This is a genomic window from Shewanella algicola, from assembly GCF_014648035.1.
Taxonomy (GTDB): domain Bacteria; phylum Pseudomonadota; class Gammaproteobacteria; order Enterobacterales; family Shewanellaceae; genus Shewanella; species Shewanella algicola.
Genome location: NZ_BMQI01000047.1, coordinates 1 through 13,067, shown reverse-complemented (window position 1 = coordinate 13,067; position 13,067 = coordinate 1). Strand labels below are relative to the sequence as shown.

The following is a 13,067-nucleotide window of genomic DNA, read 5'->3' as shown; positions in this document are numbered from 1 at the left end:
ATGTTAAAGCACTTTTCGTTACTGTCTAAGTTTAAATTGCATTCATTATCGGTGGTACTCCTATTAGCCGTGATGCTTATGTTGGCTCTGTGCCATGTTGTTTACTGGCATCAAGTGCGCATCATTCAACATGAACTCGATAATGTGTCTCATGCGAAAGCGAATTTATTGCGTGAGCATATTGAAAACTTAAAGCGCGAAACATTATTTTTGTCCAAGCTGGCAGACACTAAGGCTGTTGCAACGTTAAGTCAAAAATCAGTCGTTGAACCTGAGAACCAAGCACAATTAAAGCGCCATAAAGATGCGTTAACAGATGTGTTCAAGCATTATATGCACAGCATACCAGCGCTCAATCAACTGCGTTATATCGATAACCAAAGCGGCTTTGAAACGATACGTGTTGATCGCCGCCAAGGCGATTTAGTTACTATTGCCCCAGCGTATTTACAGAAAAAAAGCAGCAGAGAGTATTTTATCGAAACCGCTAAATTAACCGACGGCGATGTTTATGTGTCACCGATTAATTTAAACCAAGAAAATAGTGAGATTGCATTACCTTATCTGCCGGTTATTCGTGTAAGCACTATAGTTACAGCTAAATCAACTAAAAAGGCGGCAGGCCAAATAGTCGTTAATGTCTTAGCTCAATCCTTGTTCGATCATTTAACCATTGACCCTGTGAACGTTGATACTGATATTCAGATGTATCTCACTAATGCTCATGGCGATTATTTGTTTCATCCAGATAACAGCAAAACGTTTGGGTTTAACCTTGGCCATCGGTACACCTTTCAAGATGAATTTACTGCTGCTGATGGCGTATACAGAAACACAAACGATAAGCAGTTATTACACTGGCTTAATGCTTCTTTAGTTTCTAAGACAAGTATTTACGCAGCTCAACATCAGCACAACAACCTCGTTGTGGTTGCGGTGGCAAACAATGATAAAGCCATGAGCAAAACAGCGTTAATGGTATTTTGGTATTGGGTGGTGATTGGAATATTGATGCTACTTTTTAGGAACATTAAAAAAGATATCGAATTCAAGGCTCAGCAGCAACATTTAGATACTGTTGTTACAATGGAGCAAGAGCTTAATGCCATTTTAAGCCATGCTCCCAGCGGGATTATGGTAGTGAATTGCCAAGGTGTTATCACGTTAGCTAACACCCAAGTAGCACGTATTTTTGGCTATGCTCAAATGGAGTTGTTAGGCCAGAACTTATCGGCGTTGTTACCCGCCAGTTTTGCTCAAATGCACCCCCATTTGATGCACACTTTCTTTGCTGAGCCAGAAACAAAATACATGGGAGGTGGACGCGAGGTGTGCGGTTTACATAAAACCGGTATCGAAGTGCCACTAGAGATAGGGCTAAGTGTGATTGACTACAAAGGCGAATTACAAGCCATTTGTGGCATTGTTGATATCTCGTTAAGAAAGCAATATGAACAGGTATTTGAGCGCGTTGTCGACGCTTTACCCAATGCCGTTTTATTAGTGGATTATGACGGTGTTATTGAGTTGGTAAATAAACAGACAGAAAAACTGTTTGGTTATTCTCGCGCGGAGTTATTAGGGCATAAAATAGATATGCTAATGCCTGAATCTTTTCGTGAGCAACATTTAGCGTGGCGGAAGTCAATTTTTGCAGCAGAAGATACCGTTGATACAGATCGCCATGATATTCAAGGATTATGTAAAGACGGCAGCGTGTTTCCTTTATCTATAGGTTTGTGTACGTTAGACATTCATAAAGGTAAAAAACTACTGTCATCCATAATTGATTTAACTGAGCGTGAACGCAAAACTAAAGCGATAAGTAAGCTTAAGGATAACCTTGATCGCACCAGTAAAATGGCTGGCATAGGTGGTTGGGAGTTAGATCTTACAACCCAAACCCTATTTTATTCAGAAGAAACGTATCGCATTTATGGTTTACCCCCAAGTTCATCATTAACCGTCGAACAAGCAATTAAATTTTATACCCCAGAATCACAACCTATTATTCGTCAAACACTCGCTGAAGCCATTGAAACGGGCAAAACATGGGATGTTGAAGTGCGCTTTATCGATGCCAAAGGCAAGATGATTTGGGTGAGAGTAATGGGCACAATTGAATATAAAAACGGCAATGCAGTTAAGCTGGCTGGCACGATGCAAGATATATCAGAACGTAAATACTACCTTGAGGAGCTGTCGAGAAGTAACGCCGAATTACACAACTTTGCTTATGTTGCCTCACACGATCTTAAATCGCCTTTACGTGGTATCGATCAGTTAGCCAGTTGGCTAGAAGAAGATTTACAAGGCAAGCTTAGCGATGAAGATGCAGAGCATTTAACGTTAATGCGCGGCCGAATTAACCGTATGGAGAAGCTACTCGATGACTTGCTTACCTATTCAAGAGCGGGTAAAAAAGCGGATTCGATTCATACTATTAATATTAAAGATGCCGTCGAAAATGTATTTGATTTATGCAACACCCAAAATACCTTTACGTTAGGCTTAAACTCAACAGTTGGCGATATCGACACCACTAGCGTGCCGTTAGAGCAAGTGCTGCGTAACTTAATCAATAATGCCATAAAACATCACCATACAGGCAATGGTACAGTGTCGGTATCTGTAACAACGACAGGGCGATTTTATGAGTTCACTGTGTCAGACGATGGCCCTGGGATCCCTGAACAGTATTCAGAGAAAGTGTTTACCATGTTCACAACTTTAAAGCCTCGTGACGAAGTTGAAGGCAGTGGAATGGGTTTAGCTATTGTGAAAAAAATAGTCGTTGCCATGGGCGGTGATATTCGTCTTGAAGTCATTCAGGGTAAAGGGGCCTGCTTTAGCTTTACCTGGCCTATTGATATCGATAGTGATCTGCACGTTGAACAGTAAAATGGATTAGCTGGCTGTTGGGGTTAAAGGGGTAATGTATAACTCGGTAAACTGGTCTTTAGGCATAGGTTTAGCGAACAAATACCCTTGTAAATAGTCACACGACAGCTGTTGTAATATCTGGTGCTGCCCTGTGGTTTCAACTCCTTCAGCCACCACTTGTACTTTTAAGTGACTGGCCATAGTGATAATCGCTCTGACCAATGCAATGCTACTTTCATTGGTTTCCATGTGCTGAATAAAAGAGCGGTCGATTTTTAAAATATCGATATCTAGTCGTTGTAAATAAGCCAAAGATGAGTAACCCACGCCAAAATCGTCAATGGCAATGTCGATACCGTTATGGCTCAATCGATGCATTTGTTGCTGGATAGGAGACTCTGGATCCATTAAGGTATTTTCAGTGACTTCAATCACCATAGTGTCTCTTGGTAAACCTTGTTTATTGCAGGCTAAAACCCAATCGTCTACCCATTGTCCGGCGCGATCAAATTGCAGTGGTGAACAATTTACACTGACTTGCATTATTTGGCCCGATATATAATACCATTGCGCAGCATCGTGAATTGCTTGCTCTCTCACCCAGTTACCAATATCTTCAATCAGGCCATTTTGCTCCGCCATAGGGATAAACTCATTAGGGCCGATTAACCCATGCTGAGGGTGCTGCCAGCGGATAAGCGCTTCTGCTTTGCTAACATTAATACCGTCTAGGTCAAAAATGGGTTGGTAATATAAAACAAACTGATCTTCGCTAAGTGCAACGCGGATTTCTTCAAGAATACGACGCTTCTCTATTGCTTGCTCTTCAATGATATAAGAAAAAAATTCGTAACGATTACGTCCTTTGCTTTTTGACAAGTACATGGCTTGGTCTGCATGTTTCACTAAGTCTTCAACGCTGCGCCCATCAGCGGGGTAAAATGTTAAACCAATACTGCCAGTAACATAGACTTGTGCTCCATTGATGGTGATACATTGCATTAGGCTTTGTTTGACTTTTTCAGCGATTTCACTGGCTCGCTCAACATCGTTAATACCTTCAATGATCAAGGTAAACTCATCGCCGCCAAGTCTCGCGACGGTATCATGATTACGCACACAGTTACGTAAGCGTTTTGCCACCTGATGTAACAGTAAGTCACCGTGGTCGTGACCTAATGTGTCATTAATGTCTTTAAAGCCGTCAAGATCAATAAAGATCAGCGCAAAATGCATGTCGTCGATTTCAAGCAAGGATTGTAGCTTTTTATAAAATAACGCCGGTTAGGTAGGTTAGTTAAACCGTCTTGGTAAGCAAATTCGTGCAATTGAATATTGGCATTTTCGAGTTCTTCAGTACGTGATTTTACTTGGCTTTCAAGCACGCTTTCACGCTGCTCGATGGTGTCTAACATACTGTTAAAACAGGTGGCTAATTGGCCAATTTCATCTTTGGAGTGTTGCTTTGCGCGTAAACTATAATCATGTGAAGTGGTGATTTTATCAGCGGTATCAGCAAGGTATAAAATGGGGCTTAAAAACTTGCGTTGTAAAAATAGCGATAAAAACAAACTTACCGCAAAGGTTGATAACAATAGAAACAACAGAAACTTGATGTAAAACGCGATCCTTTCCTCAATATAACTGTCATCGGCAATGATGGTTAAGTAGCCATAATCTTGGTTATCAAGGGTTAATGGTGTGGTTATGTTGGTGAGATTTTCATTGTTGCTTAGTGTGTCTTTGCTGACATTTGTGGCAAACAATTGTCCTAAAACTTGGTTTTCTATGTTGGTGACATTGATAGACAAAATATCAGAGCGAAGCAGTACAGGCTTAATGAGCTCTTTAATCGTTTCTTGGTCATCAAATAACACTGCGGCGGTAATGTTAGGCGAAAGCATGTCAGACAGGCTTTGTAAGCTTTGCACTTGTTCGCGTTTGGCTGAAGTCAGCTCATAAGCACTAAACACTAAGGTGACGATCACCGTTGAAACAATCGCAACACTCATCAAAATAAAGAGTAATTTTTTACTGATAGTGTCTAAGCTAAATATGTTTTTCATAGGACTAATTATCCACCACTCTACCAAGACGCAACACTTTTGAACTCATATTGATGTTGGCTTGGGTGAGTTTAGCGGGTGACACTTCAAAACGAATTTTACCACCTGATAAAAAGAATCGAATATGCCCACCTTGTTCGATAAAGTCTTCTGTTTCTCCTACTACCATGATGTTGTTTAGCGGTGTTAATTCTACCGACTGCCACAATGAGAGGGTGTCAGAAGTGATAAACAAGACTTGGCATTGGCTTAAATCAGTTTCTGTTAGGTTCACGATTATACTGTGAATAGGTAAATGGTTAACCATTCTTTTGGCTAAAACCGCTGACGCGACATCGATAAAATGCTTATCTGGACTGCAAAGTACAAACTCTGTTTGGGTATCTTTAGCGCGGCTCCATTCACTATAACGGGCAAAGTTAAATAAAAATCCTGCCTTTAATGCGTTTTCGGTTTCGATAGCCTGCACGCTTTGGCTTGGAATAAGCCAAAGTGAAATCAGTAAACCTAAAAGCCATTTATTTATCATGGGCATTAGCTCTATTAAAACTTAGCCGTTAATTTAAAGGTCATGCTCTCATCAATGTAATTGGGTAAGGTGAAGGTTTCTCCATTATTGCTGTATTCGATATGAGAACCCGCAAATAAGTTTTTCCCCATCACCGCCACAGACCAATTTGGATGAAACGCCCATTGCCATGTTAAGTCTAATACCGTGTAGTTATTCGTGTCATAGGCATCGCTGTTTTCGACTCGTAATGAGGCAAATAAACGATGGTCTTCAAATAATTGTATATCTGTTTTAGCAAAAAATTGACGACTAGTTGAGTCATACCCAATGGCTTCAAATGTATTTGCTGCCAGATCATAATCGAATGTATTGTAGCTGTAGCCTAATTCTGCGTTAAATGTATCAGTGGGTTGCCAGGTTAGAATAATATCACCACCATTAGTGGTTAATTCGGCATTCGACACTAAGTCAAAGTTTATTGATGTGCTGGTAAGGCTTTGCATCGCCAGCTCTATTTCGCCTTGTTGCAATAAGGCGAAAATAGGCAGAAACTGCTCTGAGTTGGTATTAACTTCAACCGCTAATACATCGCTCACCTCAGTATGATAAACCGATAAGTCTACCCCCCAGTCGCCTTGAGACAAGCGATAACCTAATTCATACGACACTGACTCTTCAGACTTTACTTCGTTATTGCCGTTTAGGTATGTTCTGATGTAGTAAGTGTCTATCATGTTAATGCCAGTGGTAATAGGCGACACTTCTTCTACACGTTGGCCGTCAATTGTAAAGTCGTCGTTAAATTCAATTAACGAGGGCACTCGAACGCTTTTAGATATCGATGTCCATAACACCTGGTTTGGTTGTAATTTCCAGACCAATCTTGCAAGGGGTTGGTTTTCCCAACCGGTTAAATCGTTATGCTCAACTTTTGCGCCAAGAATAATATCTAACTCATTGTCTATTATTGTATATTGCGCCTGCACTAATGCGCCATATTGCTCTAAAGTATTGTAGCCACCATCGCTGCGCACAAAGGAGCTTTCTGCAAACGAAATATCGTTATAGCGGTAATTTAATCCCCAATCGAATTTAAGATCGCCATACAAAAAGTTCATTTGATAATCGATATCAAAAGATGAAAAATCTTCTTGCAGAAAGGTTTGGCTGCCCGATTGCTTTAACCATGAAGTTTGTAGCATTTGGTTCGCATCGTCTGAGATGCGGTTTTCTATTCGCGCCATAATACGAGAGTCAGTGCGATCTAAATGACCAGAAAAAGAGATATTGCGATTGGTCTCGTCAATGACACCACGAAAGTTTTGTCCTAAAGTCGACTCAGTAATATTGCCTTGAATTAGCCCTGACCATTCATCGTTAGGGGTAAAGTCAAATCGCGCCCCTAATGAATATTGTTCAGTATAATCGGTGGGTTCGAGCGAGATACCTTTGTCAGACTCGTCACCATCTTTAACATGGCCATAAACTCGAAAGCTGCCCTTATTACCAAGATCACCACCATAACGTAAGTTAGCATCGTGATTAATTTGCGAACCGCTGCTTAAGTCCGCATAGACACCACGGGTATCGATACTGTTTTTGGTGATGATGTTAATGACCCCATTGCTGGCATTACTGCCCCACAATAAGCCGCCTTGGCCGCGTATCACTTCAATGCGCTCAATGTCGTAAAGCGGTACATCTAAGGTTTCCCAATATACAGCAGCAAACTTAGGGGTATAAAAGCTCTGGCCATCAATCATCACCAATAATTTGGCGGAAAAACGCGAGGCGACACCGCGTGATGTAATAGCCCATTGGTTATTATCAAGCTGCCTAACGGCAAGGCCTGGCACCATTTTGAGCGCTTCAGGGATAGAGGTTGCACCAGAGTGGGTAATTTGTTCTTTGGTTAACACATAAATTGAAGAGGCGGTGTCAAATGCTGATTGGGCCCGTTTCATTGCTGAAGTAACTTGAACATCCATTGCCATTAACGAGTCAAGATCAAGGTCTAAATCGCTAAGGGGCTCTTCTGCTATTGCAAGAGGTGAAACGAGCATCATTAATAGCAGTTTTGTGTCAATCTTCAATGTAATTCCTCGGGATGGATAAACGTAACGCGTGTCGAAATATTAATAACTTTGGTTAATATCGATCATACTTTTTACTTAGCAAGTAATCTACCCTGTGAGCCAGCAGATATAATATGTTTTGGGATTATTTGCGCCTAAATACAGCCCTCTAGCATATAAGCATGATAAAAGGTAGACACGCGTTTGAATGATTGATTAAATAACTTATACTCAAACAACCTGAAGATGCTCGATTTCAGCAAGAATTTACACGCGTTTAGGCAAGGCATTGATTGCGGGTAATGGTTGTTCCCTTTCCAAAGTCAATAACGCAGCATAAACGCTTGTAAAACTTGCCCCTTGGGAGTTTCACCGTGTTCCCTGATTATTAAATCAAGAGCATTGTTGCGTTAATTTATAAGGTACCTACATTACCGCATTAACGCGCCTAGTATTGAAAACACGGTGAAGCTCTGAAACACGTATCTTCAAGTTGTTTGGGTATATATGTCTTTGTTGTATTTATGTTACTTATTTTTGCGATAACTGGGGTTATCTGCATGGGCGACATAAGTTGAGGCATAAAGGATTAAATACCTCCCCCAATGATTGGGTAACAACAAGGATAATAATAATGGATTTCAATAAACTCCTGCTCGCAATGAGCGTGGCGTCGACGATTTTTATTGTCGGTTGCGACGATGACACAGATTTCAGTAAAACCACTCAACCCACCCCCGAACCTGAAGTGACACCGCTTTTACAAGCTTTTGCACCTAATGGCGCGCTTAAAGCACAGATCCGTCGTACCCAATATGGTGTGCCACACATTACCGCCGACAATTTAGAAAGTTTGGGCTTTGGTAGCGGTTATGCTCAAGCGCAAGATAATCTATGTGTGATAGCCGATGGTTTTATTAAAGCTAACTCAGAGCGTTCAATGTATTTTGGCCCACATGCTTCAATCGACTTTGCGACCGGCTTACCTACCAGTGAAGATAACGGCAACTTAATTTCTGACTTTGCCTACAAGGCATTAAAAATCAGAGAGCTTGCTGAAACGCAATACACCCAGTTTAGTTATAATTCGCGCGCGTTAATGGAAGGTTTCAGCGCCGGTTACAATCAATTTTTAGCTGACGTTGAAGCTGGCGAGCAAACCGCAGAGCCTTTTTGTGCTGGTCAACCTTGGGTTAAACCCATCACTGGTATTGATGTCGCTAACTATTTATTTTCGGTCGCGCTGCTTCCCGGCGCAGCTAACTTTTTAGATTTAATCTTTTACGCCAACCCAGGCGATGGCGAAGAATATTTACCGCGGATTGTTGGTCCTGCTGGCTCATCAGTGCAAACAGCCTTTGTTAGTGACATGAACCGCAAACTCATTGCTCGAGCCGCCAATATCACCACTCCTGACACTAACCCACGTGACTTAGGTTCAAATGGTTGGGGCCTAGGCAAAGATAAAACCGAGAATGGTAAAGGGATGGTATTGGGCAATCCACATTTTCCGCATACCGGTAATTTACGTTTTTGGCAGTCGCACTTAACGATCCCAGGGCAAATTGATGTGATGGGCGGATCGCTAGTGGGCATGCCAGGTCTAGTGAATATTGGTTTTAATAACGATGTCGCCTGGACACATACCTTTTCAACTGCAGAACACTTTGTCATGTACAACCTCGAGTTGATGGCGGGCGACAGATTGCAATATATGTTTGACGGCGAAGCCATGCCAATCACTAAAGAAACCGTTTCGGTATTAGTGAACGCAGGGGCTGCGGGGATGCTGGTTGCTGAAAAAGACATTTACACCACAGCCAAAGGCCCAATGGTTGAAGCTCCACCAGCGTTAGCTCCTTTTGGGTGGGATGACGGCCAAGCCTTTATGATCCAAGATGCCAACATGGCCAATAAAGATCCACTCGACCATTGGTTAGCCATGAACCGCGCCAGCAATCTTGATGAGTTTCAGCAGGCCTTTAAAAATTACGATGGGGTGATTTTTAATAACACCATGTATGCCGACAAAGAAGGTAATGCCTTTTATATCGATGATTCAACGGTACCGGGTTTTTCTGATTTCGTTATCGGTATCCTTAAAACAACCCCAGAGATTATTGCGGCTAAAGCACAAGCTGGATTTACCATCTTGCCGGGTAACACCTCAACGTTCAGTTTTAGCGAGCCTATGCCATATGAGCGTGCACCAAAGCTTGAGCGAACTGACTTTGTGCAAAACTCCAATAACTCTTTTTGGTCAACTAACTTAGCTGAACCATTAGAGAACTTCTCGCCGTTATACGGGCCTGAACGTGGTCAATTGTCACTGCGTACTCGTATGGGATTAACCTTAATGGATGAGGCTGCTGGCGACGATGGTAAGTTTTCTGTAGCCGAATTAGAAAGCGCTTTATTGTCTAATCGTGCCTATTTAGCCGAGTTAGTATTAGCTGATTTACTGAGTCAATGTGCAGAACAAGGCGATACGCCCGTTGTTGTGAGCCCCACATTATCTAAAGATCTTAGTGCATCTTGCGCGGCGCTAACTGCGTGGAATAGCAAGCAAGATAACGACAGTGTCGGCGGGGCGTTAATTCGCGAGTTTGCACATCAGTTTGACCAAGACACCATGTTGACCCAAGCATTTGATTACACCAATGCCGCCACTACACCCAACACACTTGCCAATGATGGTAGTGCGCTCGTTGCATTAGCGCATGCTTCATTAAACTTAGAAGCCGCAGGTTTTAGTGTTGATGCAAGTCTTGGTGAAGTGCAGTTTGTTGAAAAGTCGCTACCAGATGGCACCGCATCAGGGGTTAAATTACCTTGGCCGGGCAGCCATAATGCCGAAGGCGGCTTTAATGTGTTTTCGACCAGCTTGTCGGGTGACGACACATTAATTCCGCAACACAGTTATGCTGCGGTAATGGATGTATTGTCGGGTAAGGCTGCTGCGTCGGGATTAACCGCGCAAGGTTATCAAATTCGTTATGGTTCGAGCTGGATGATGACGGTCAGTTTTACTGATGATGGTCCGGTTGCAAAAGGCATATTGAGTTACTCGCAATCAAGTAATACATTAAGCCCAAGCTTTAACGACCAAAGTGAGTTTTACTCGACTCAAAAGCAATTGCGTCCGCTGTTATTTACCGAGGCAGACATCCAGGCCGCGCTTGAATCGACCACTGAACTGAGTTTTCAGCGAAATGATTAGTGGTAAGACCTAATAGAGATGACCCATGGGAATGGGTCGTTTTTAAATTATAAACTCACTAAACCTATGATTAAAACATATAAATATATCTAGACAGCTAGAGAACATAGGCGGTTTAGCTTAGCAACCCCTACTTTGGTATAAGATGCTGTCGCTTGACCTGTACAAGCAACTACAACAAACTCAACACTGAATATATTCTTATAATTAATGGGATGATAAAACCATGTTGATTTTCCTCATTTGTATTGCGTTGCTGCTGCTCGCATACAAGCTCTACAGTCCGTTTGTTGAGAAACAAGCTGGCATTGACCCTAACTTACCTACTCCACAAAAGCGTTTTGATGACGGTGTGGATTATGTCCCAGTTCATCCTGTAAAAGCGTTTTTGATTCAATTTTTAAACGTGGCAGGTGTTGGTCCAATTTTTGGTCCTATTTTAGGTGCATTATACGGCCCAATCGCATTAGTTTGGATTGTATTGGGTAACATTTTAGGTGGTGCGGTACACGATTACTTCTCAGGGGTAATGAGTATCAAAGAAGACGGTAAAAGCTTACCTGAAATCGCCGGCCATTATTTTAACATCTACTTCAAAGCCGCGATGTTGTTGTTTACCGCAATGCTGCTGTTTTTTGTTGGTGTTGTATTCATTATGAGTCCAGCGGGTCTTTTAAGTAACCTAGACTATTTTAAAGACACTATCTTCGCTAACAACACCTTCTGGGTAGTCGCGATTTTATGTTATTACTTCTTCGCGACATTACTACCAATTGATAAAATCATCACTAAGCTTTATCCATTTTTTGGTGCTTTAATGATTGTGATGACCACTTCAATTGCCGTGGCATTATTGATTAACGCCCCTCAGTTACCTGAGTTTGGCGATATTTTTGCTTACTTTGACCACAGCCATTACAACAATGACTTGTTAGAGCCTAACCCAGATGGGTTACCAGTATGGCCATTACTCTTTGTTACCATTACCTGTGGTGCAATTAGTGGTTTCCACTCAACGCAAGCACCGATTATGGCGCGTTGTTTAACCAACGAAAAATACGTACGCCCTGTATATTACGGCGCAATGGTTGCTGAAGGTATTGTGGCATGTGTATGGGCAACAGCCGGTATTGCAGCGTTCCCTGGTGGTTATGTTGAGCTTAAGGAGATTCTTGCGCTAGGTGGCCCTGGTATGGTTGTAAACCAAGTGGCAACCACTTATCTAGGTGTTGCGGGTGGTATTATGGCGATTATTGCTGTAGCCGTATTCCCAATTACCTCGGGTGATACTGCGTTTAGATCGCTTCGTCTTACCATCATCGATGCGTTTAAGATCCCACAAAGTATCTCTAACCGTTTATTAGTGGCAGTGCCAGTATTGATCATTGCATACTTTATGACGAAAATTGACTTTACGCTGATCTGGCGTTACTTCGCGTTCTCAAACATGTTGTTGTCTACCAGCGTATTGTGGTTAGCGACTAAGTACCTGTTTGACCGTGGCACCATTCATTGGATTGTGAGTATCCCAGCGATTATTGGTACCTGTGTAACTGTGTCGTACATTATGACCGCCGGTATTGGTTTTGGCTTACCACAAGAGTTAAGCCAGCCTGTTGGTATTGCTGTTGGTGTAGTGGCATTCATTGGTTTGTTGATTGCACATAACAAACGTAAAGCTGCCGCAGTATAATAACTTAAGAGTTTTATTTATAAAAAGGGCTGCAATTTGCATAATGCCGATCAGTTAAGAACTGAAGTTATAAAAAATATACCGATCTATTGACCGATCTTTTCAGTCTGCCAAAATCCGATAATCTTCATTATCGGATTTTTTTATGGAACTTTCAGAAGCATTAGCCCGCACTTCAATTAACCGCCTAACAGAGTTCTCATGCCTTGCTGATGTCCTTGAGCCCGATATTATTCAATCTTGCCTAGACTCCAACGGTGTTGCCACATTAAGACGACGAAAACTCCCCATGGATGCTATGGTTTGGGCTGTTATTGGTATGTCTTTATTTCGCAATGAATCCGTTCGTCAATTGATTAATAAGCTTGATATTGTCCTGCCACAAGAGGTTAATTATGTTGCAAGAAGTGCAGTCACACAGGCCAGGAAAAAACTGGGAAGTGATGTCGTTCGCGATATATTCCATCGTTCTGCCGCCACTTGGCATCAACGTGCTGAACATCCTCATTGGTGTGGTTTGAACCTATATGGCGTTGACGGTGTAGTCTGGAGGACCCCTGAAACGAAAGAGAATAGTGCGGCTTTTGCACGTACGGCAAACAAAGCGAGTGAATCAGGT

6 protein-coding genes and 1 pseudogene are annotated in these 13,067 nt (G+C 42.1%); 4 read left to right on the top strand and 3 right to left on the bottom strand.

All coding sequences use genetic code 11. The features are described from left to right. Positions 1 to 2,901 (top strand): PAS domain S-box protein, encoded by a 2,901-nt coding sequence (locus tag IEY42_RS17325; RefSeq protein ID WP_188926559.1) that lies wholly within the window; start codon positions 1 to 3, stop codon positions 2,899 to 2,901. A 6-nt stretch (positions 2,902 to 2,907) separates the two neighbouring features. Here IEY42_RS17325 and IEY42_RS17320 read toward each other — a convergent pair. The 3 genes and pseudogenes from IEY42_RS17320 to IEY42_RS17310 form a co-directional block, all read right to left on the bottom strand. Continuing rightward, positions 2,908 to 4,949 (bottom strand): annotated as a pseudogene (locus IEY42_RS17320) (EAL domain-containing protein). Positions 4,950 to 4,953: 4 nt separating this feature from the next. Further along, entirely contained in the window at positions 4,954 to 5,478 is a 525-nt protein-coding gene (locus IEY42_RS17315; protein WP_229780140.1) for a YfiR family protein, read from the bottom strand. 14 nt (positions 5,479 to 5,492) lie between these two features. Continuing rightward, positions 5,493 to 7,553, bottom strand: coding sequence for a TonB-dependent receptor plug domain-containing protein (locus IEY42_RS17310; protein ID WP_373292879.1), 2,061 nt, complete (start codon positions 7,551 to 7,553; stop codon positions 5,493 to 5,495). A 616-nt stretch (positions 7,554 to 8,169) separates the two neighbouring features. On the opposite strand from IEY42_RS17310, the gene IEY42_RS17305 reads away from it, so the two are divergent. The 3 genes from IEY42_RS17305 to IEY42_RS17295 form a co-directional block, all read left to right on the top strand. Further along, entirely contained in the window at positions 8,170 to 10,755 is a 2,586-nt protein-coding gene (locus IEY42_RS17305) for an acylase (protein WP_188926557.1), read from the top strand. A 226-nt stretch (positions 10,756 to 10,981) separates the two neighbouring features. Beyond that, positions 10,982 to 12,448, top strand: coding sequence for a carbon starvation CstA family protein (locus tag IEY42_RS17300; RefSeq protein WP_188926556.1), 1,467 nt, complete (start codon positions 10,982 to 10,984; stop codon positions 12,446 to 12,448). A 145-nt stretch (positions 12,449 to 12,593) separates the two neighbouring features. Continuing rightward, positions 12,594 to 13,067 (top strand): transposase domain-containing protein (locus tag IEY42_RS17295; protein WP_188926555.1); only part of this gene is annotated, 474 nt, incomplete at its 3' end.

Bases quoted from the DNA above. Each gene is read 5' to 3' on its own strand.
- IEY42_RS17325 (WP_188926559.1), top strand. From the start codon at position 1: ATGTTAAAGCACTTTTCGTTACTGTCTAAGTTTAAATTGCATTCATTA.
- IEY42_RS17315 (WP_229780140.1), bottom strand. From the start codon at position 5,478: ATGATAAATAAATGGCTTTTAGGTTTACTGATTTCACTTTGGCTTATT.
- IEY42_RS17305 (WP_188926557.1), top strand. From the start codon at position 8,170: ATGGATTTCAATAAACTCCTGCTCGCAATGAGCGTGGCGTCGACGATT.
- IEY42_RS17300 (WP_188926556.1), top strand. From the start codon at position 10,982: ATGTTGATTTTCCTCATTTGTATTGCGTTGCTGCTGCTCGCATACAAG.